Origin of the sequence: Lentzea guizhouensis, assembly GCF_001701025.1 — a bacterium.
GTDB classification, from domain to species: domain Bacteria; phylum Actinomycetota; class Actinomycetes; order Mycobacteriales; family Pseudonocardiaceae; genus Lentzea; species Lentzea guizhouensis.
This window is the reverse complement of the sequence record NZ_CP016793.1, coordinates 685,144-702,470: the sequence shown is the minus strand read 5'-3', so window position 1 is coordinate 702,470 and position 17,327 is coordinate 685,144. Positions and strand designations below refer to the sequence as shown.

Annotated in this window: 33 protein-coding genes; 24 read left to right on the top strand and 9 right to left on the bottom strand. The window is 68.2% G+C overall.

Annotated elements, in window-relative coordinates; translation table 11 throughout:
• Positions 1 to 7: 7 nt before the first annotated feature.
• The 13 genes from BBK82_RS03590 to BBK82_RS03530 all read left to right on the top strand — a co-directional run bounded on the left by BBK82_RS03590 (position 8) and on the right by BBK82_RS03530 (position 5,660).
• Entirely contained in the window at positions 8 to 280 is a 273-nt protein-coding gene (locus BBK82_RS03590) for a hypothetical protein (protein WP_154697039.1), read from the top strand.
• 46 nt (positions 281 to 326) lie between these two features.
• Positions 327 to 563, top strand: a complete 237-nt coding sequence (locus tag BBK82_RS03585; RefSeq protein ID WP_065913714.1) for a hypothetical protein — start codon at positions 327 to 329, stop codon at positions 561 to 563.
• Between the two features lie 136 nt (positions 564 to 699).
• A complete protein-coding gene (locus BBK82_RS03580) occupies positions 700 to 1,386 on the top strand; it encodes a hypothetical protein (protein ID WP_154697038.1) in 687 nt (228 codons plus the stop codon).
• Positions 1,383 to 1,982: a helix-turn-helix domain-containing protein gene (locus tag BBK82_RS03575; protein ID WP_065913712.1), complete on the top strand. Its 600-nt coding sequence runs from the start codon at positions 1,383 to 1,385 to the stop codon at positions 1,980 to 1,982. The genes BBK82_RS03580 and BBK82_RS03575 overlap by 4 nt, the downstream gene beginning before the upstream one ends.
• Entirely contained in the window at positions 1,979 to 2,218 is a 240-nt protein-coding gene (locus tag BBK82_RS03570) for a hypothetical protein (protein ID WP_065913711.1), read from the top strand. Before BBK82_RS03575 ends, BBK82_RS03570 begins: the two co-directional genes overlap by 4 nt.
• The gene (locus BBK82_RS03565; RefSeq protein ID WP_065913710.1) at positions 2,215 to 2,739 is read left to right on the top strand and encodes a hypothetical protein; all 525 of its coding nucleotides are present in this window, start codon (positions 2,215 to 2,217) and stop codon (positions 2,737 to 2,739) included. Before BBK82_RS03570 ends, BBK82_RS03565 begins: the two co-directional genes overlap by 4 nt.
• Positions 2,736 to 3,359, top strand: a complete 624-nt coding sequence (locus BBK82_RS03560) for an ASCH domain-containing protein (RefSeq protein WP_083267763.1) — start codon at positions 2,736 to 2,738, stop codon at positions 3,357 to 3,359. Before BBK82_RS03565 ends, BBK82_RS03560 begins: the two co-directional genes overlap by 4 nt.
• The gene (locus BBK82_RS03555; protein WP_065913708.1) at positions 3,356 to 3,748 is read left to right on the top strand and encodes a hypothetical protein; all 393 of its coding nucleotides are present in this window, start codon (positions 3,356 to 3,358) and stop codon (positions 3,746 to 3,748) included. The genes BBK82_RS03560 and BBK82_RS03555 overlap by 4 nt, the downstream gene beginning before the upstream one ends.
• Entirely contained in the window at positions 3,741 to 4,157 is a 417-nt protein-coding gene (locus BBK82_RS03550) for a hypothetical protein (protein ID WP_065913707.1), read from the top strand. The genes BBK82_RS03555 and BBK82_RS03550 overlap by 8 nt, the downstream gene beginning before the upstream one ends.
• Complete coding sequence (locus BBK82_RS51435) at positions 4,154 to 4,363, top strand: hypothetical protein (protein WP_065913706.1); 210 nt, start codon at positions 4,154 to 4,156, stop codon at positions 4,361 to 4,363. The genes BBK82_RS03550 and BBK82_RS51435 overlap by 4 nt, the downstream gene beginning before the upstream one ends.
• Entirely contained in the window at positions 4,360 to 4,716 is a 357-nt protein-coding gene (locus BBK82_RS03540; protein WP_071812525.1) for a helix-turn-helix domain-containing protein, read from the top strand. Before BBK82_RS51435 ends, BBK82_RS03540 begins: the two co-directional genes overlap by 4 nt.
• Positions 4,717 to 4,791: 75 nt before the next feature.
• Entirely contained in the window at positions 4,792 to 5,109 is a 318-nt protein-coding gene (locus BBK82_RS03535) for a WhiB family transcriptional regulator (protein ID WP_065913704.1), read from the top strand.
• Positions 5,106 to 5,660: an AAA family ATPase gene (locus BBK82_RS03530; protein ID WP_065913703.1), complete on the top strand. Its 555-nt coding sequence runs from the start codon at positions 5,106 to 5,108 to the stop codon at positions 5,658 to 5,660. Before BBK82_RS03535 ends, BBK82_RS03530 begins: the two co-directional genes overlap by 4 nt.
• On the opposite strand, the gene BBK82_RS03525 is transcribed toward BBK82_RS03530, so the two are convergent.
• Positions 5,600 to 5,866 carry a hypothetical protein gene (locus tag BBK82_RS03525; RefSeq protein ID WP_065913702.1) on the bottom strand — a complete coding sequence of 89 codons (267 nt, stop codon included), beginning with the start codon at positions 5,864 to 5,866 and terminating at the stop codon, positions 5,600 to 5,602. The two genes, BBK82_RS03530 and BBK82_RS03525, sit on opposite strands and share 61 nt — an antisense overlap.
• A gap of 93 nt (positions 5,867 to 5,959) precedes the next feature.
• Here BBK82_RS03525 and BBK82_RS03520 point away from each other — a divergent pair, with 93 nt between their 5' ends.
• From BBK82_RS03520 to BBK82_RS03490, 8 genes are all read left to right on the top strand, one after another.
• Complete coding sequence (locus BBK82_RS03520; protein ID WP_065913701.1) at positions 5,960 to 7,411, top strand: hypothetical protein; 1,452 nt, start codon at positions 5,960 to 5,962, stop codon at positions 7,409 to 7,411.
• Entirely contained in the window at positions 7,408 to 7,641 is a 234-nt protein-coding gene (locus tag BBK82_RS49675) for a hypothetical protein (protein ID WP_154697037.1), read from the top strand. The genes BBK82_RS03520 and BBK82_RS49675 overlap by 4 nt, the downstream gene beginning before the upstream one ends.
• Positions 7,642 to 7,770: 129 nt before the next feature.
• On the top strand, positions 7,771 to 8,277 hold the full coding sequence (locus tag BBK82_RS03515) for a hypothetical protein (RefSeq protein WP_065913700.1): 507 nt from the start codon (positions 7,771 to 7,773) through the stop codon (positions 8,275 to 8,277).
• 105 nt (positions 8,278 to 8,382) lie between these two features.
• Entirely contained in the window at positions 8,383 to 9,276 is an 894-nt protein-coding gene (locus BBK82_RS03510; protein WP_170067863.1) for a hypothetical protein, read from the top strand.
• An 84-nt stretch (positions 9,277 to 9,360) separates the two neighbouring features.
• Positions 9,361 to 9,582, top strand: coding sequence for a hypothetical protein (locus BBK82_RS03505; protein ID WP_065913698.1), 222 nt, complete (start codon positions 9,361 to 9,363; stop codon positions 9,580 to 9,582).
• Positions 9,583 to 9,630: 48 nt separating this feature from the next.
• Positions 9,631 to 11,703 carry an FtsK/SpoIIIE domain-containing protein gene (locus BBK82_RS03500; protein ID WP_154697036.1) on the top strand — a complete coding sequence of 691 codons (2,073 nt, stop codon included), beginning with the start codon at positions 9,631 to 9,633 and terminating at the stop codon, positions 11,701 to 11,703.
• 99 nt (positions 11,704 to 11,802) lie between these two features.
• The gene (locus BBK82_RS03495; protein ID WP_065913696.1) at positions 11,803 to 12,264 is read left to right on the top strand and encodes a hypothetical protein; all 462 of its coding nucleotides are present in this window, start codon (positions 11,803 to 11,805) and stop codon (positions 12,262 to 12,264) included.
• Between the two features lie 25 nt (positions 12,265 to 12,289).
• On the top strand, positions 12,290 to 12,508 hold the full coding sequence (locus tag BBK82_RS03490; RefSeq protein WP_065913695.1) for a hypothetical protein: 219 nt from the start codon (positions 12,290 to 12,292) through the stop codon (positions 12,506 to 12,508).
• Between the two features lie 61 nt (positions 12,509 to 12,569).
• Here BBK82_RS03490 and BBK82_RS03485 read toward each other — a convergent pair whose 3' ends face one another.
• The 6 genes from BBK82_RS03485 to BBK82_RS03460 form a co-directional block, all read right to left on the bottom strand.
• Positions 12,570 to 13,181 carry a hypothetical protein gene (locus BBK82_RS03485; RefSeq protein ID WP_065913694.1) on the bottom strand — a complete coding sequence of 204 codons (612 nt, stop codon included), beginning with the start codon at positions 13,179 to 13,181 and terminating at the stop codon, positions 12,570 to 12,572.
• A 56-nt stretch (positions 13,182 to 13,237) separates the two neighbouring features.
• Complete coding sequence (locus BBK82_RS03480) at positions 13,238 to 13,471, bottom strand: hypothetical protein (protein ID WP_065913693.1); 234 nt, start codon at positions 13,469 to 13,471, stop codon at positions 13,238 to 13,240.
• Complete coding sequence (locus BBK82_RS03475; RefSeq protein ID WP_154697035.1) at positions 13,471 to 13,857, bottom strand: hypothetical protein; 387 nt, start codon at positions 13,855 to 13,857, stop codon at positions 13,471 to 13,473. Before BBK82_RS03475 ends, BBK82_RS03480 begins: the two co-directional genes overlap by 1 nt.
• A 112-nt stretch (positions 13,858 to 13,969) precedes the next feature.
• Positions 13,970 to 14,170: a hypothetical protein gene (locus BBK82_RS03470; protein ID WP_065913691.1), complete on the bottom strand. Its 201-nt coding sequence runs from the start codon at positions 14,168 to 14,170 to the stop codon at positions 13,970 to 13,972.
• An 82-nt stretch (positions 14,171 to 14,252) separates the two neighbouring features.
• Positions 14,253 to 14,657 (bottom strand): RapZ C-terminal domain-containing protein, encoded by a 405-nt coding sequence (locus BBK82_RS03465; RefSeq protein WP_065913690.1) that lies wholly within the window; start codon positions 14,655 to 14,657, stop codon positions 14,253 to 14,255.
• 151 nt (positions 14,658 to 14,808) lie between these two features.
• The gene (locus BBK82_RS03460; protein ID WP_065913689.1) at positions 14,809 to 15,087 is read right to left on the bottom strand and encodes a hypothetical protein; all 279 of its coding nucleotides are present in this window, start codon (positions 15,085 to 15,087) and stop codon (positions 14,809 to 14,811) included.
• Positions 15,088 to 15,227: 140 nt separating this feature from the next.
• Here BBK82_RS03460 and BBK82_RS03455 point away from each other — a divergent pair, with 140 nt between their 5' ends.
• From BBK82_RS03455 to BBK82_RS03445, 3 genes are read left to right on the top strand one after another with little or no spacing between them, the layout of a single operon-like run.
• On the top strand, positions 15,228 to 15,566 hold the full coding sequence (locus tag BBK82_RS03455; protein WP_065913688.1) for a hypothetical protein: 339 nt from the start codon (positions 15,228 to 15,230) through the stop codon (positions 15,564 to 15,566).
• Entirely contained in the window at positions 15,563 to 15,787 is a 225-nt protein-coding gene (locus BBK82_RS03450) for a hypothetical protein (protein ID WP_065913687.1), read from the top strand. The genes BBK82_RS03455 and BBK82_RS03450 overlap by 4 nt, the downstream gene beginning before the upstream one ends.
• A gap of 10 nt (positions 15,788 to 15,797) precedes the next feature.
• Positions 15,798 to 16,070 (top strand): hypothetical protein, encoded by a 273-nt coding sequence (locus BBK82_RS03445; protein ID WP_065913686.1) that lies wholly within the window; start codon positions 15,798 to 15,800, stop codon positions 16,068 to 16,070.
• Positions 16,071 to 16,110: 40 nt separating this feature from the next.
• Here the strand turns inward: BBK82_RS03445 and BBK82_RS49670 are convergent, their stop codons facing one another.
• Both BBK82_RS49670 and BBK82_RS03435 read right to left on the bottom strand, forming a co-directional pair.
• A complete protein-coding gene (locus BBK82_RS49670; protein WP_154697034.1) occupies positions 16,111 to 16,587 on the bottom strand; it encodes an HNH endonuclease family protein in 477 nt (158 codons plus the stop codon).
• 44 nt (positions 16,588 to 16,631) lie between these two features.
• Positions 16,632 to 17,240, bottom strand: coding sequence for a glycosyltransferase family 2 protein (locus tag BBK82_RS03435; RefSeq protein ID WP_065913684.1), 609 nt, complete (start codon positions 17,238 to 17,240; stop codon positions 16,632 to 16,634).
• Positions 17,241 to 17,327: the final 87 nt, after the last annotated feature.

The window sequence follows — 17,327 nt, the reverse complement described above, 5'->3', positions numbered from 1 at the left end:
CACCACCATGACGGCTAGCCCCGAACCGGCAGTGCGCGTCACGGAGTACACCGTGTCGTGCCTGCCACAAGGCCACCCGCAGGAGCACAACTTCAGCCTCACTGTCGCGGAACGCTCGCCCGGCAGGTGGGCAGTGCAGCGGTACAGCTCCTGCTACGACGCCGACGGCAACCGCGGCTACGAATTCGTGTCGACCGGCCGCGGTGACGACTTCGTGGCGCGGTTCCGGCACAGCCTTGACGACGCGCTCGCGCTGGCAAGCGGGTCGCTCCGACCCTGACCGTCAACGGCTACACGCTCGCCGACGTCGTCGGGCGGACGGACGCATGAGCGACCAGGTCGACGAGGACTTCGACTTCTACTGGGACGACGACCTGGGTTCGGCGAAGGAGGAGCCTGACTGCTTTTCCTGCAACGACAGCGGATGCCGCGCCTGTGCCCGGCATCCGGAGAACTGCGACTGCGAGCAGTGCTTCGAGGCGATCGTCGCGGAGCACGAGTACGAGAGCGATGTCGACGCCGGCCTGATCTCCGCCACCTTCGCCGACACACCCCCGTTCTGACCTGCTGGCGCCGCCGCGGCCACCGCACGCGGCGGCACCATTCAACCGACTGTCCACGGAGGACACCGTGTCCAACTCCGAACCTGCGAAGACCTTCCGGATCGGCGTCACTCTGGAAGGCGGCTCCCTTCACGCGGTGGCGCCCATACCTCCGGAGATGGTGCTGGCGTGGCTCAGCTACGTGCCGGCCGAGTGCGGCGCCGCAGTGCAGATCGCCCACGACTGGGGTCTCTTCGAACGCGGCAACGAGCGGATCGACCGGCTCGGCGCGTGCGCGCACTGCGCCTGGTCCGTCGCGCTCGCTACCAGCACCACGCAACGCGAACTCGTCGCGCTCAACCCGGCATCCGCCGCAGAGCACGATGCGCTCGTCCGGCTGCACCCACGACCGTTCCTGTACCTGGACATCTGCCGATTCCTGCTGAAGGACATCGAGGAACACGGCCCCGACAGCGGCCGCTTCATCCAGGCGTTGACCATCGCGACCCGGCATCGGCCGGTCGTGCTGCTCGACACGCTGTGCACCGAGGACTCGTGCGACCACGACGAGAAGCCACAGGGCTGCTACGCCGACGCGGACACGGTGGCGTGCAGGGAATGCACGATCAGCGCGGGCCCGTGGGCCGGCGCGTACGAGGGCTACGTCGAAGTGCTCGTACTCGCTGAGGACTGCCCGATGCTGCCCGCGATGGCCAAGGCCTACGGCGTCAAGTCGCCTTGCGCGGTGTGCGGGGAGTCGAGCCGCGGCGACACGGAGCTGTGCAACCTGCACACGCCTCTCCAGGGCAACATCGAGGTGCGGCGCGGGGGTGGTGCGTCGTGAGCCTCGCCGAGAATCTCCGCGTCGCCCGCGCCGCGAGCGGCCTCAGCCAGCAGGCGGTCGCCGACAGCACCGGCATCCCGCGTACCGCAGTCTCCGACATCGAGCACGGTAAGCGCGAGGTCGGGGCGCTGGAACTCAAGGCACTCGCGAACCTGTTCGGAACGTCCGCAGACGCGCTGCTCGGCGGGGAACCGCCCCAACTGTCGGCGACTGACCCTGCCACCTTGCTGCGCGACACGCTCGCCAAGCTGGAGATCACCCAGGCCGAGCTGGCACGCCGCACAGGTCTGTCGGTCAAACACATCAACCAGATCGCACAGGACCTCAAGCCGATCAGCTCCATGGTCGCCCTGCGATTCGAACGCGCGACTGGGGTTTCGTCAGCTGAGTGGCATCGCGCGGCAGCCGAGCGACAGGACCGGTTGCTACGGCGTCGTCCGCGTGTCTGGTGGTCGCCGCGGCTCGGTGTGCTGGAGGAACTGGCGGGAAGCGTCCCGCTGGAAGTGATCCGCGTCGTGACCAACACCGTGCTGGCCGCGCTGCCCGACGACGCGACGGAGCTGCTCCCCGTAAACCAGAAGGGACTCGCGTCGTGAGCACGATCCACCGCCAGGAGCGCACCGTTCACTTCGTCGAGCAGGTTGTGCCCGTGGATCCGGCGTGGGGTGCCTGCTGGGTCGAGGTCTACAAGGCCGTGTCCGCGCTCGTCGCGGAGATGCGCGCGACGGGCCGGCTGGGCGAGACGCAGGAGCCAGCCGACGACGCGATCCGGTTCCGCATCACCGACGACGAGATCGTCGCCTACTACGAGACCATCAAGGTGACCCGGTGAGCGCGCCTGAGGAGATCGCCGAGCAGCAGCGTGAGGACGAACTGCGCGGCCAGGTCGAGGCTCGCCCGGAGAGAGCTGCGGACGCGGTCTCGGAGACGATCGGCCTCGCCGTGGCTGAAGCGTTGGCGCGCGGGGAGTTCGTCGAGCAGCTCGCCGAACGCGGATGGGTGCTCGTGCATGTCGGCGTCGGGTCGTGCCCGGAACCGCCGAAGGAGTGGCTGCACGACGGCATCGACATCACCGCGCAGGGCTGGCTCGACCCGATTGGGCGGCTGCACGAGCTGTGGCAGACCGCATGGGAAGCCGGCCGTCGGGCGGGCAGCGACGCGCGTGAACTGGTTGAGCGGGTTCGTGAGGTTGAAACGTTCTTGGAACAGCGAGACGACCTCGTGGCGGAGCTGCGCCGGCAACTCAAGGCCGCTTGGCGGGGGCAGGCACGCGCCCAACACGCCGCCGGATTGCGGCACGACAAGGACTACTGCGAGTACTGCAAAACCGAGACGGTGGTGACACTCCGATGAGGATGTTGACGGTTCGGCAGCCCTGGGCCTGGGCCATCGCCGCAGGCTACAAGACGATCGAGAACCGCACCTGGACGACATCGCACTGCGGTGAGCTCGGCATCCACGCCGGCATCCGCTGGGACGACGACCGCGAAGACGCCGTCCGATTCGTGCGCGACACCGCCCGCGCGCTCGGGCACACCTTGCCGCACACGATGAAGGACGCGTGGCCGCTCACCTCCAGCGGCTACGTGCTCGCGGTCGTCGACCTGGTCGGCATCTGTGACGTCTCGCTGCACCGGCCCGACATCAGCTGCGGCTGCGGACCATGGGCGATCCCCGGCCAGGCCCACTGGCGACTCGAGTCCCCCCGCGTGCTGGACAAGCCGCTGGCGGCCAAGGGCCAGCTGCAGTTGTGGGAGCTGGACTTCACGTTGGAGGGCCAGCAGTTCACGGCCGCCGAGATCATCGACACCATCCACCACGCCCTGCAGAACAAGGAAATCCACGCGATCGAGGGGCTGCTCAAGCTGCTCGCGGTCCGGGACCCGGCGGCAGCACAGGACGTGATGGACACGCTGCACCTCGGCATCGTGCTGGGGCGCCTCAACGACACCGCGAAAGGGATCACGTCGTGACGGAGCCGAACACCGACCTGCCGCGGCTGGCGCCCGGCACGTACCTGCTCACCAAGCGCCTCGTGGTCGGCGAGAACGGGTGCAGCGAGTTCGTCGACGAGCCGGTTGGCGAGTACATCAAGGGCTTCTGGCCGCGCACCCGCACGCGGGTCACGCCCGTCCTGGGCGAGCCGACCGACGAGCTGCCGTTGCGACAGCGCATCGCACGGGCACTGCTCGACTTGTCGCACAACGGCGGCCATGGCGACGACGTGATGGTGTCCCTGAACGCAGCTGCTGACGCTGTGCTGGCGGTGGTGCAGTCGCAGATCGACCGGTTGGAAGTGGCGCTGGAGACCCAGCAGTCCCTGCCTTCCGCGCTCGCAGAACAGGAGCGCGACCGTGGATGAGAACTTCCCCACCGCGAAGATCGCCGATGCCCTTGGAGGGAAGACCCAAACACTGGCTAATCAGAATTCCGTGCAGCGGGAAGTCGGCGAGTTGCGCCAAGCCGTCGAGGACCTTGCACATCGCGTCAACGCAGACCCCGCAGGCCGCAAGCCGGACCGCTCCTGGTGCGAGCCGGTCAGCAACCTCGTGTACGGCGAGTGGGACGTTGCCCGAGACCGGGCGAACATCCGAGTCCGCGCGGGACATACCGACGGCGTGCCGGGCCTGTTCATCGTGGACCGCGCGAGCTGGGACATGACACACCTGTCGGTCGCGGACGCATACGACCTGATCGCGGCTCTGGTCGGCGGGATCGCTTACCTGCGGGATGACCTGACCGAGCTTCGCGCTAGGAAGGAGCGCCGTTGAAGACGATCAACTGGGACGCTGTGCGTGCGGCGACACCGGGCTCGGTCACCTGCAACCACTGCCAGCGTCCGAACATCGTCGTCGTGAACAAGCTGACCGGGCTGCGCGCGCCGCACCGGAACAAGCCGAAGACCCAGCCCGGTCAGAAGCACCCGTGGTGCGACGGCGGCAACCGGATGTACGACAGCCTGCCGGAGACGACGTGACGAGCAACGAAGCCTCGTATCTTGCGGCCTTCGGAGCCCGACTCAAAGAAGCACGGGAGGCAGCTGGCTGGACCCAGACCGAACTCGCAGACCGGCTCAGCATGACGCGGTCGTCGGTCGCGAACTTCGAAGCTGGCCGACAGCACGCGCCAGTGGCGATCGCCGCGTTGTGCGCGGACGTCCTGCTGTGCGATCCCGGCTGGCTGCTCTCCGGTCGCACCCTGACGCCCTACCCGGTGCGACCCGCCCTCCGCCCATCCGAGCTCGCCGAGGCTGTGCAGGAGGCCGAGCAGTTACACCGCCGCCTGCACGACCTGGCCAACCGACTGAACTCGCCGACCGCGTCGACCTGATCCCCGCCGACTTCCGCCGCGACATCAACTCCTGATCGACCTCTCCGGCTCGACCACCAGCTGAGGAGCTTCCACATGTTCAACCAACCGACCGACCGTGACTGGCGCGCCAAGGGCTACTGCAAGTACGAGGACCCCGAACTCTTCTTCGCCACCGGGAACAGCGGCCCCGCCCTGCTCCAGATCGCCGAGGCGAAGGCCGTCTGCCGCCGCTGCCCCGTCACCTCCGAGTGCCTCGCGTGGGCGCTGGAGAGCGGCCAGGACGCCGGCGTCTGGGGCGGCATGACCGAGGACGAGCGACGCAATCTGAAGCGGCGGAACAACCGCCGGATCCAGCGTGAGCAGAGCAGTGCTGACCCACTGCCGATCGCCGTTGTCGAGGGTGCGGCGTGACCAGGTTGATCGCGATGCGCGGACTTCCCGGTTCGGGCAAGTCCACCCGCGCGCATCAGCTCCTCGACGAGGCCGCGGTCGGCACCATGGTGCGCTGCGGTCGGGACGACTACCGGCGCATGTTGCACGGCCGGCCACGCCACGGCGACCGCGTCTGCGAGGACCAGGTGACGATCGCCCAGCACGCCGCGATCGAGCAGCTCCTCCTCGCGGGCGTGGACGTGCTCGTCGACGACACCAACCTGTCGCTGCGCAACCTGGAGACCCTCGCCGCGATCGCCTGGCGGTGCGGGGCCGACTTCACGGTGGAGGACTTCACCCAGGTGCCGCTCGAGGACTGCATCGCCCGCGACGCGCTGCGTGCCGGAGACGAGCGCCTGGGCGCGGACCTGATCCGGGCGATGCACAGCCGGCACCTCGCGGGCAAGCGGCTGCCGCTCCCGGTCCCGGCGCCGAACGCGACCGCGGACCTGCTGCTGTGCGCGGACGGTCAGTCTTGCGGGCGGCGCTCGATCACGTACCCGGCCTCGGCGAAACGCTGGGCGAGCTGATCGACGTCGGCGCTGGTCATCTTCTCGATGAGGCACTTCAGGTGCAGGTCAGATACGCACGAGCCGTCGCAGTCGTCGGCGTCGACCTCCACGTAGATCCGGCCGCTGGATGTCTGGAAGGCGCCGGGGATCTCGCCCCTGTGGAAACGGCGGTGGGCCGTGCGCCAGCTGACGCCCTGCTGCTCGGCCCATTCACGCAGTTTCACGGCGCGATCATAACCGCACTTGAGTTGTCATAGAAACTATGACAACGTGTACACCGATGGCCCCGAACGAGGCCGAGCAGGAAGGACCGAGCAGTGAGCAACCGAGCAGGCCGACGCGCACCGAGCTGGTGGGCACGTCGGCGCGCGGAAAAGCTCCGGCTGCGTAAGCAGGCCGAACTCGACAAGCGCGAGCTCCAGCTCAAGGACATCGAGCTCGCCAAGGCGCATGACGCCTACGAGGAAGAGAAGGTCGCCCGCGCCGACGCCGCCAAGGAGTCGAAGGCCGCTGCCGCCCGTGCCGCTGTTCGAGCACGCTGGCGCGCATTCCGCAACCGAATCGCCGACGATCGACCGCTGCTCGCCGCCGTGGTTATGGCTGGCGTCTGCTTGGTCGTCGAATTTGTCGGGCAGCTCATGTTCTACGGCGACCTGAACTGGCCGACGGTGCTTCTTTTCATGCCGGTGCTGCTTTCGATGATCGTCACTGGCGCCACATGGACATTCGCGATCAACGCCGACTACCTGACCGGTAAGGGTCTTTCTGCGGCGGCTGACATCCGCAAGATGTGGTACTGGTCCACCGCTGCGGCAATCATGAACGGCTACCACGGCGTCGTCCGTCTCCATGAGCTTTCCGTCGGCATCGTTCTCGGATCCGCCTCTCTCGTCGGCCCGTACATCTGGCACCGCTACGTCACCCTGCAGAAAGTCGCGAAATCCGGGCGCACCGCCGACCAGATCCGCGCCGCACTCCTCCGGCGTCTTTTCCACCCATTCCTCTGGCGCCGGGCCGTCGACCTGTGGGCTGCAGCCGACGGGGCCATGACGGCATCGACGGCATGGCGCATCACCTGGGCTCAGGTGATGGGCGCCGCTCCTGGCACCCCGAGAGCGGGCGCGGTCACGCCGGCGCGCAACCAGTGGCTGTTCCGACTGGTGTTCGGGCGCGTCGTCAGCCCGCCGTCAGCTGCCGTGGTGAGCGCTCCTCCCGCGCGCTCACCACGGCACTCGGAGGCGCTCCAGAAGCGCGCCGAGGAGCGCTCCATCACGGGAGCGGCGGTGAGCGAGAGCGCTCAGGGAACGCTCGCGGACGCCACGATCACGGCGGGGATCGACTGCCTCATGCTCGATGTTGAGCAGTGGCTCAAGGGCGCATCCGACGCTCCTGCAACGGACGAAAAAGCCGCTCCTGAAGCGCTCACCGAAGTGCATCAGGCCAGTTCAGGTGCTGTGAGCGGTGCGGATGAGCGGCATTTGGAGAGCGCGTCCGACGTCCGCGACGAGGAGCGCTCTTCGGTGAGCGCCGCTCACCCGGAGGCGAGCGCTCCCCGCTCGTCGAGGAGCGCTCGCCATGTGCGGCGGAGCGCGCGCCACGCTCGCCAGGACTTCACTGCGTTGGTGACCGCGTACTTCGAGAAGCGGTTGGCTGCGGGTGCTCGCGCAGACGAGATCACCGGGCCGGAAGCAGCGCAGGCGACGGGGGCGTCGGAGCAGCATGCGCGCAAGGTGCTCGCCAAGCTCCGGAAGAAGCAGGACGAGCGATGAAAACGGAACGGACAGGTTCCGCAAAGCCGGACAGGACCGCCCAGCACTGGGCTGGCCGATACGCGTCCGCCACCACGCCCGCGGCACAAGCGGCCGTCGAGTGGGACCGAGCGCGGGCCGCGGTGAGGGACCTGCCGGAGCAACAGCAGAAGCAGGCGTGGCGCGAGCTGGCAGCCAAGCTGCGGGACATCGCGCTCGGTATCGAGGCGGGACCCCGTGACTCGCGGTGATGTTCACGGTGAATTTCACGCCCGGCGGACGGGGCGGGGGAGGGCACACCGCGCGCGAGCGCGCCCGCGCGCACGAGACCGCAGGGTAACGACCAACACGGAACGTAGTCAAGGAAGGAGAGCGACAACATGACCGGCACGTGGACCTGGATGAGCGGCGTCACCGGAGCCGTCGGCGCGATCGCCCTGCTCGTGGCCCTGCTGATGTGGACGGTCGGCGGCCAGATGTGGAGGACGGTCGTACTCGGCCTCACCATCACCGGAGTCGCCGGCATCATGGCCACGCCCATCGGACGCTGGCTGCGTTCCCTCGTTGAGTGGCTCGTCAGGCTGTCGACGCCGGTCGGGAAGTACACCGGCGTCGCCTTGATCATCCTGATCGCCGTGGCTCTGGCGCTCGTGGTGATCCTCAACGTGTTCGGACAGTTCAGCGGTAAGAACCCCCTCGCCACAGTCCTGTCGAAGCTGGGCGTGAACTCGGGTAATGGCATCACCGGCCGCACCTTGATCTGCGGCGGAGCTCTCTCGATCACCGCAGGTGTCGTGCCCGGAACAGTGGGAATGGTGCTGACGTGGGTGCTCGGTGGCGTCGTCCAACTCTTCGCCTGGCTGATCATGGCCGGTTTCGGCCTGTAATCGGGAGCAACAATGGGATGGCTACTGATCATCTTCGTGATAGCGCTTTGGTACGCGGTCACGAAGTCCCCGGCGCGTGCTTGGAGCGCGTGGCAGAAGCGCCGTGTGGAGAAAGCCGAGTACAAGGCGCACAAGTCACAGCTTGTCACCGAAGCGCTCGACAGCGGCCAGGCGCCGGGCCTTGCGCGTGCTGCGGCAAAGGCGGGTGCCAAAGCGGCTGTCACCGTCACGTCGTGGGAAGCGGTGTGGATCGCTTTCAGAGACGGCTGGCGCGAGAACTGGGCACGTGGAAAGCATCGCGGCGAGACCCTGCGGATGGGTACCGCCGAGCGCCACGTTGAGGAAGAAGCGCAGATGTGGCCAAACCAGGCGGCCTTCTGCGAGGTGCATCTCGCGCGCACCGCAGCCGATTTCAACAACCTCTGGGAAGCCGGAATGTGCGCGGAGGAGGTTGATTACGAGGAGTGCCCGGCCGGGCATCTCATTCCGGTCTTCTGCAAGAAAAACCCGTGCCCGGAGCACCTGAGGATTGCTCACAGCGAGATCGTGCGGGAAGCAAAGGAGCGTGAAGCGAAGGAGCTTGAAGCCCAAGCTGATGACAGTGCTGAACAAGGCAACTCACACCAACACCAGAACAGCAAGGAGAACCCGGACATGATCGACACCCGCACCGGCGGCGAGGTGCTCACCAAGGAGCAGTACAAGACCGAGATCGAGGCGGTGATTCGCGAGGCCACCGCTGAGTTGGAGGACGCCCAGGGCGACATCAAGCGCGCGCAGGAGGACGTGGCGCGTGTGGAGACCATGGCGGCCTCGCTGGTCAGCGCCCAGATCGACACGGAGACCGTCGCCGCCACCCGCAAGCTCGTGGACACGAACCCCGACCGGATGCGGCTCGCGCGCGATCGAATCGCCGCGGCCGAGGGGCGGAAGGCTGCGGCGGAGGAGTGCCTCAACAAGCTGAACGCCTCCGCGCAGAACAACTTCTACGCAGCCTGAGGCACTGAGCGTGCTGGCAGCCCATCGGCCTTCTTCAGGTCGGTGGGCTGCCAGGACACCTCAGCACCTAGGACGGAGCCGACCATGTTGCGACACCGCCTCAGCACCGACGAGCGCGTCAACGCTGCCCTCGACGTCATCGAGAGCGACCTCAAGACGGCCCTCGCGACGACCGCTGCGCAGCTCAACGACCTCCTGCTGACCAAGCCGGACGACACCGAACACGTGCACATGCAGCTGCAGCGGGTGCACGCGGCGATGGAGCAGATCGACAGCAATCACCGGCGCTACCTGACTCGCGCCTGATCACCAGCACGAACCCGTTCAGAAAGGACCGCTGTGAACCCGGATCGCGTGCCACCGACTGCCGCGACCCACTACGTGCGGCCCAACTACTCCCAGCTCCGCAAGGAGATGAAGCGCGCCGGGTGGAGCCGCAAGCGGCGCGCAGCGGCATGGGTGGGCCGCAACGCTGTACGCGGTGCGCGGGCTGGCATCCGCACCGGCTACCGGCACCGATCCCGACTCTGGCCCATCATCGCCGCCAGCGGCATGTTCGCCGCCTCCGCAGGCCTCAGCTTCGCCGAGGACGGCTGGAAGACCGCGCTCGTGCTCAGCGTGATCGCCGGCGTGGTCCTCGGCTGGAACCAGTACTGGGCATGGCGCGCGTTCGAGGAGTGGATGCTGCGCTCGCTGGTGGTCTCGTGGATCGTCTGGGCAGCGGCGACGACCTGGACCGTGACCGCCTCCGCCATCAGCCCGTTCACGACCCCGATGCCCGGTCTGCTGCTCACCGCGGCACTCGGCCTCGAGGCATGGTGGGTGATCCACCGGCACATCCGCGACACCCAGCACGCGGTAGAGACCGTCGAGGAGGAGCTGCCCAACCGGATCCTCGACCAGCGCGTCGAGGCCTGGATGACGAACATCGCGTGCGAGGGCGGTGCGCTGCCCGGCTCGATGTTGGTCGGCGTCGACGACCTGCGGGACGACGAGGGCATGCCCACCGGCCGCGGCTGGGAGGCGCTCATCCAGCTGCCGCTCACCGACGCCCAGAACAGCGAGTCCGCAGTGGCCGCCGCGCGCCGCATCGCGAAGGTCTACCGGGTGCCAGCGTCCCAGGTCGTCGTCGAGCCGCCCCTTGACGGCATGGAGGACGTCGCACGGCTGCTCGTGCTCACCGACAACCCGCTGATGAAGCCGCGCACGTTCGAGGGCCCGACGCTCAACGACACGACCGGCGAGTTCGAGATCGGTGTCCACGCTGACCGCACCTCGGCGCTGTGGCGGCTCTGGACACCAGGCTCCGGCGTCAACCACGGCATGGTCGCCGGCACCACCGGCGCAGGCAAGTCCGGCCTGCTCATGAACCTGTGCGCGGAGATCCGCCACAGCGGACGCGCGCTGCTCCTTCTCGCCGACCCGGAAGGCGGCGAGTCCGTCCGGGACTGGCAGCTCGGCGCGCACTGCTTCGCCGGCACGCTACCCAGGATCCGGCGGATGCTGCAGGGCGCCGAACGGATCATGAACGCGCGGAAGCGCCGTCGCTCGAAGGAGACGTGGGTCGACGAGCACGGCCGCACCCGTCGCGGGCGGGGGTACTTCACGCCGACACCCGAGGACCCCGCGGTGTACTGCGTGATCGACGAGGCGCCCGACGTGCTCGCCGACCCCGAGTGCCGGCGGATCATCGCCGCGATCGGCAAGAAGGGCCGCAAGCACGGCGTCGCCGTGATCATCTTCGTGCAGATCCCGTCGCTCAGCGAGCTCGGCGGCGACCTCGCCGTCCGCTCGATGCTGTCCTCGACCAACATCGTCATCTTCCGTACCTCCGACTCGCTGTCCGCGCAGATGGGCGTGCCGATGCAGCTGCCCATCGACCCCGCCAGCTTGCCCGCGGTCTTCCCCGACGGCTCCAGCACCGCAGGCCTCGGCTACCGGGCGAGCGCTGGCGGCCGGGTCTCGCCGATGCGGGCCGCGTGGCAGGAGGACCCGTACGTGTGGGCCACGACCGGCGACCCGGCCCCGATCCCGGCCGCCGACCACGCGGCGATGGCCGACGAGCAGGGCAACCTGTTCGACAACTGGCGCGAGCTGCTCGACGTCGACGAGGACGACGAGGCAGAAGCCCGCGAGACGATCGCCGCGAACCTCGCGGACTCCGGGGTGCAGGTGCCGCCGAAGACCAACGAGCGGATCCTGGCGTTCCTGGTGGCTCGCCGGAGCCTGGGCCAGCAGGCTGTGCGGCTCGGCGTCATCGCGGACAAGCTCGACCTCTCCAAGCCTGCAGTGTCGATGGCGGTCAAGCGGATGTGCGCGAAGACGCCGCCGCTGGTCAAGGACATGGGGCACGGGCTGTGGGGACTCAGCGAACATGTTGACGTAGTCGACGGCGAGCTGGTCGGCACGGCGGCGGGCGTCGCCTAGCAGCGCCTGCGACGCTTCACGGGCCTGCCCCTGCCGGTAACGGTCAGGGGCAGGTCAACGACTACTTGGGGTGCACCGCCGACCACAGTAGGAGACCACGTGAAGCCCATCGTGCTCGCTGCCGCAGCCATACTCGCTCTCGCCGGCTGCTCCAGCAGCTCGACCAGCACGCTCACTGCCGAGCAGGTCACGCAGAAGCTCACCGAGCGGATCCCAACCGTCTCGCTCACCAAGGCGTACACCGCGGAGGACGACCCGAACAAGCTCCTCGGCCGGCCCAACATGTACACGTCGAAGGTCGCGTTCGCGGACTCGCGCGTGCCAGCCGAGGGACTGCCGGACGACAAGACCCAGGTTGAGCACGGCGGTGGCGTCGAGGTCTTCCCGGACGAGGCTGGCGCGACCGCGCGCATGAAGCAGATCCAGGAGATTTCGAAGAACCTGGGCGGCATGATCTCCGAGTACGACTACGTCCGGGGCGGCGTGCTGGTGCGGGTCTCGAGCAAGCTGACGCCGGACCAGGCCAAGGAGTACGAAAGCGCGCTAGCCGCGATCCAGTAGCTGCGCTGCTGGCAAGATTCGCGCCGTGACGAACAAGTGGGAGCTGGTGGACGCGCTGCCCGGCGAGCTCGACGAGACGAAGGCCGTCGTGTGGCGCCAAGTCGAGCAGGAGAACGTGCTGCAGCTCGGCGGCAGGCACCTGGTGTTCGGCGACGAGGTCTGGCAGCAGCGAGACGATGGCCGGTGGCAGCGCAGCGCCATGACGCTGGCCGACCTGGTGCCCCCGGGATGGGAGCGCGTGTAGCAGCGGGACAGCAAGCGGCCCCGGACCACATCGGTCCGGGGCCGCTGTAGCGCCGGCGGTTCTACTTGCCCAGCGAGTCGTACGAGGACAGTGGCGGCACACCGACCGGCGTGAACACGAACGCGAGCGACGACGAGTCGCGCGAGACGACCGTGAGGTCGTAGTAGGGCCGGACCGGGATGGTGGTCCGCGTCTGGGTGATCGCCGACAGCTTGGGCAGCGCGTCACGGCGGAACGCTTCGAGCGTGTCCGATTCCAGCTGGTGCAGCGAGGTCCCGACGCCGCCGAGCAGGCGAGCCGGGGTTTGGAACGATCCTCCGGACCCGGTCACGTGAACGGTGACGGCGCGGACCTTGCTGAGCTTGTTGCTCTCGGGGAGGACGTAGACCTCGATGGTCGGGGTGGTCCGGCCGCCGAAGACGCCGTTGCGCATGCCGTCTGGCAGTGGTTCGGCGCCGTCCTGAAGCATCGGCAGCTGCAGGTTCAGCGCGGTCAGCACGTCGTTGGCGGACGCGTTGAACGTGGCGGTGGCCGCCGTGGTGGTGGTTGTCGGCGCGGTCGTCGTCGTGGTGGTGACCGCGCTGGACGAGGTGGGTGTGGCTTGCTGGCCTTGGGCTCCGCACGCGGTGACGCCCAGCAGGACGCAGGCGGCGAGGAACGATCTGTGTGGCACGGGCGGCTCCGCTTGGTCGATGGCTACCGGCCCTGTCGCATCGTCGTGGACGGGCGTTACTGCGGTCGCCAGTCGTCGCGGTAGCCGGGCTGGTCGGCGTAGACCGAGCCGAGCGCCAGCAGGACGCGACGGGTGAGCTGGCCGGCCGACGAGGTGGCGTGCAGGTGCGGGGCGAGCACGTCGAGGATCGCGGCGTGACCGCGGCCGAGCCGGGTGTCGTCGAGTTGGTCGCGCAGCCAGGCAGCGAGGGCGTCGAGATCGTCGCTGTCCAGCCGGACCACGACCGGCATCAGCGGGTCTCCGCGTCGGCGGGCTCGTGCGGGTGGGCGTCGAGCACGGGGTGCCCGCACGCTGGTGGCGGGGGCTGGACACCGAGGGCTGCAGGCTCGCCGGGCAGCAGAGGGATCGGCGCAGGGCCGACGCACCAGCTGGCGTACTGCGGGGTTTCGCGGTCGCAGGCCAGACAGACGTAGCCGCGGAGCTGGTGGCACACGTTCCAGGTGATCAGCATCCGGCCTAGTCGGTTGCCGCGCAGGTCGTGCGGCTTGTACGGGCGGACGCACCGATCTGGTGGGATCTCGCGCAGGCGCTGTCCGGGGCGTTCGTACCGCATGGTGCCGATGATGGGGACCTGGGCGGCGACCATGCTGCTGCTGGCGTCGTTCCCGATGTCCACCTCGGCCTCCAAGACGGCGGTGCTGGGGGATGCGGGAATCGTAAGCGCGGGCCGGCCGGACCGCAGGCGGTCCCCGAACCGGGCTGGTTCGGGGACCGCAGTGGCGGAGACGTCAGCGGGTCTGGATCTTGTAGGCCAGGTCGACGACGTCCTGCGCGGAGTGGTCGGACAGTCGACCCGGAAGGGCCTTGAGCAGCTCGGGGAGGATCTCCTCAGCCTCTTCCTCGTCGTAGGTGGCCACGAGGTTGGCGCGGAGCTCGTGCTCGTCCTCGAAGAACGGCTCCTCGTCCTCGAAGGTGTGCGCGTCGGTCATCTTGTCCTCCGGTGGTGGTTGGTCGTTCCCGTGGCACTGGCTCTGGCGTGGCCCGGAGCCAGTGCCGTTCTGGGGGCTTGAGCTACGCGTGGGCGCGGACCACGCGGGGCAGGTCCTTGTGCAGGTGCTGCACCTCGGTCGTGATGCCCAGCTGCTCCAACGCCAGGCCGAGGCCTTCGCCGATCGCGACCGCCCGGTGCTTGCCACCGGCGCAGCCCACGTGCACCACCACCTGCGGCACCAGTGCGGTCAGCTCCAGCACCAACTGGGCGGTCGTGGCGGTGAGGGTGGGCGCGCCGGCGGTGGCGTAGACGAAGCGGCGGACCAGGTCGTCCTGGCCAGTGAGGTCGCGCAGTTCCTGCGGCAGGACGCGCGCGGGGTCCTTCAGCAGGCGCTGCAGGTCGAGTTCGACGTCGGCGGGTGGGGTGTCGGCGGGTCGGGTGTGGAGGTAGCCATGGGTGACGATGAGTACCTGGCGCGTGGGCATCGGTCGGCCTTCCGGTCGGGGTTCAGCTGGCGGTTGCATCGATCGGAGATGAAAGGGTTCGTCGTGTGGTGTGGGGCCCTGCTGTCGGGTGTGTTGGCCGTCGTGGCCCACGACGACGGAGGGCGGCCCCTCGTGGGGGCCGCCGCGGCGGTCACTCGCCGAAAAACTCGCCCTCGAAGACCAGGAAGTCCTTGCGCTCGCCGCCGACCGGGATCGCGGCCTCCATGACCTCGGAGTCGTTGCGGCTGCGGTCCGAGCTGGGCAGCAGGTGCACGAACCCGGTCTTGGTCATCTCCAGGATCGTCGCGTCGACGACCTCGCGGGGGAGGTCGAGCTGCTCGCGCAGGTCGAGCAGAGCGACGGGGAGCTGCATGACGTCCTTGGCGAGGTCGAGGTAAGTGGCGGCGATGAGGGCGGCGGTCGAGTTCATGGTGTCCTCCGGGGCTCGTGGTAAGACCATCATGCTCGACGGTCGAGCGTTATACAAGCCTCAGGGAGGAGCGCCACTCGAACGGCGCAACCTTGAGTCGAAGCCTTGTCGCTTGCTCGACCGTCGAGCATGATGACTGCATGACCGACGCCGCACACGCCAACCCAGTCGCCACGATCAGAGCCGACGCCCGCATCGTGGCCGACATGACCGCAGCCGAGTTCGACCACTCCCTCGCAACGGGAGACGGCCAAGCACTTGCGGCCATGAACGAAGCCAGCTACCGCCTCGCCAACGCCACCTACCCCGCGGTGCAGCCGGGCGACGGGGAAGAGGTCCTGCGACAGCGCACCGAGCGGGCGCAAGCCCTGTGGCAGCAGGTCTGGCCGGAGATCGAGGCGATGGTCACGCGCGCCAAGGCGATGGAGTTCAGCGGCTGGTCGTCTGCCAGCTCCGGTCCGATCCGGTACGCCCGGTGACCGACCCCGAGGTGTGGACCACACCGGAGGTCGCGAAGTTCTGCGGTATCAAAGACACCGTGGTGTCCAACCGCATGATCCGACTTGGTGTGCCCGTCTACGACCGCGAACCCGGCCGCGCCGGCCGCAACCGCTACCTCGCGAACCTCGTTCGTGACGCTGTCGCCAAGGCGCCCGGCAAGGGCAACCGCACCCCGAGGAAGCCGGCGCCACCGACGTAGGATTCGATCCGTGGCGGATGTTTCGTGGGCGCCGGTCGAGACCCTGCCGAAGACGCTCGACGTGCGACAGGCCACGGTCTACCGCCAGGCCGCCGAGCCCGAACCGGGAAAGGTCGTGCTCGGCGGCCAGTGGCTGGTGTGGCCCGACCAGGTGTGGTGGCAGATGCCGGTCAACGCCGAGGAAGGCGGGGAGGCCGCCGCGCCCGCGCCGCGCTGGAAGCGCTCGCACCTCACGCCGGAGGAGTTCGACGGCCCGATGTGGACGCGCGTAGAGCAGGCCTAGCCACGCGCCCGCGCGTCACCCTGATCGGCCGACCTCGAGGTCAGTGCGTGGCGATCCGTTCCCGGCGCAGGCGTTCGCGATACCGCTGCTGCGCAAGGGCCTGGCATCTGCGGAACGTACGCGTGCCGCTCTTGGTGATGTAGGTGTTCTTTTCGGTGAACTCGTGACGGTTCACGCAATGAGTCTCCAAGCGCCGCTGGAGGCTCACATGCGTGCTGTCCTTGATGGCGTCTTCGACGTTGGCCTTCTGCGTTCCGACGTAGAGGTGCTCAGGTCTTACGCACAGCCTGTTCCCGCATCGGTGGTTCGCGGTCTCCCGCATCTCGCTGTTCCAGGTCAAGGGTGCGCCGCGTAGATGACCCAGCAGCCAGCGGTGTGCTTGGTTGGTTGTCTGCCCGACCTTGAAGCGTCCGTAGCCGTACTGGTCTACGTTCCCCTTCCATAGCCAGCAACGCCCGAGCTTCGACTTGCTCGGAACGGTGCCGCGTTTGTCGACATAGGTCTCGAACCGGACCATGGGCGGCGCACCCCGAAGCCTTGGCATAACCCATTTTATCTCACCTACGGCTGCCGTGCGTCCCCTTGGGTCGGCAGCCCGCTTGTGTTAAAGCCATGATGGGACCACCACCAAGTCCGTTGCGGCACATGAACAATCTTGGCGCCAAGTCGCACGCAGTCGAGGGTGAAGAACCAGTCCTCGCCGCCACGCTGCCCGTGGATCATTTCTCCCGCAGACGGCTCGTGGAACCCGACCTTCTGCGCGAGCTCGGTGCGCACGAGCGTCGTGATCGTCGTCTGAATAGGGTCAGCCGGGTCGAACACCTTCCCGAAGTGCCCCAACGGGTCGCAGTCGATGTCGTGCCCGTAGGCGTTGCGGACCTGGTAGTACGAGTACACGTAGTCCGCGCCGGTTTCCTCGGCCGCGCGGGCGAGCGTCTCCAGGTGGTGCGGCATGAACTCGTCGTCGCTGTCGAGGAACGCAACCCACGGTGCGCGAACGGCTTGCAGGCCGCGGTCTCTCGTTCCCCAGGCGCCCTCGCGATGAAGGTCGATCGGGATGTGCAGCTCGGCCGGCCGAAGGGTCTGAGTCATCACCGACGCGGTGGCGCGGGCGACCATGCCGTTGTCGACGCGGGCCGGGTGGGTGGGGATGACAACGCCGATGTCCATGTGAGGTCCCGGATTCTCTAGAGTGATGCGTGATCCCGTGCCGGGAGTCGGGGACCGGCACGGGATCACGCTGTTCTGCCGACGCCA

Bases quoted from the DNA above. Each gene is read 5' to 3' on its own strand.
- BBK82_RS03460 (WP_065913689.1), bottom strand. From the start codon at position 15,087: ATGAACTCGACCGCCGCCCTCATCGCCGCCACTTACCTCGACCTCGCC.
- BBK82_RS03435 (WP_065913684.1), bottom strand. From the start codon at position 17,240: ATGGACATCGGCGTTGTCATCCCCACCCACCCGGCCCGCGTCGACAAC.
- BBK82_RS03480 (WP_065913693.1), bottom strand. From the start codon at position 13,471: ATGCCGGTCGTGGTCCGGCTGGACAGCGACGATCTCGACGCCCTCGCT.
- BBK82_RS03535 (WP_065913704.1), top strand. From the start codon at position 4,792: ATGTTCAACCAACCGACCGACCGTGACTGGCGCGCCAAGGGCTACTGC.
- BBK82_RS03515 (WP_065913700.1), top strand. From the start codon at position 7,771: ATGACCGGCACGTGGACCTGGATGAGCGGCGTCACCGGAGCCGTCGGC.
- BBK82_RS03470 (WP_065913691.1), bottom strand. From the start codon at position 14,170: ATGACCGACGCGCACACCTTCGAGGACGAGGAGCCGTTCTTCGAGGAC.
- BBK82_RS49675 (WP_154697037.1), top strand. From the start codon at position 7,408: ATGAAAACGGAACGGACAGGTTCCGCAAAGCCGGACAGGACCGCCCAG.
- BBK82_RS03455 (WP_065913688.1), top strand. From the start codon at position 15,228: ATGACCGACGCCGCACACGCCAACCCAGTCGCCACGATCAGAGCCGAC.
- BBK82_RS03585 (WP_065913714.1), top strand. From the start codon at position 327: ATGAGCGACCAGGTCGACGAGGACTTCGACTTCTACTGGGACGACGAC.
- BBK82_RS49670 (WP_154697034.1), bottom strand. From the start codon at position 16,587: ATGGTCCGGTTCGAGACCTATGTCGACAAACGCGGCACCGTTCCGAGC.
- BBK82_RS03465 (WP_065913690.1), bottom strand. From the start codon at position 14,657: ATGCCCACGCGCCAGGTACTCATCGTCACCCATGGCTACCTCCACACC.
- BBK82_RS03560 (WP_083267763.1), top strand. From the start codon at position 2,736: ATGAGGATGTTGACGGTTCGGCAGCCCTGGGCCTGGGCCATCGCCGCA.
- BBK82_RS03505 (WP_065913698.1), top strand. From the start codon at position 9,361: ATGTTGCGACACCGCCTCAGCACCGACGAGCGCGTCAACGCTGCCCTC.
- BBK82_RS03590 (WP_154697039.1), top strand. From the start codon at position 8: ATGACGGCTAGCCCCGAACCGGCAGTGCGCGTCACGGAGTACACCGTG.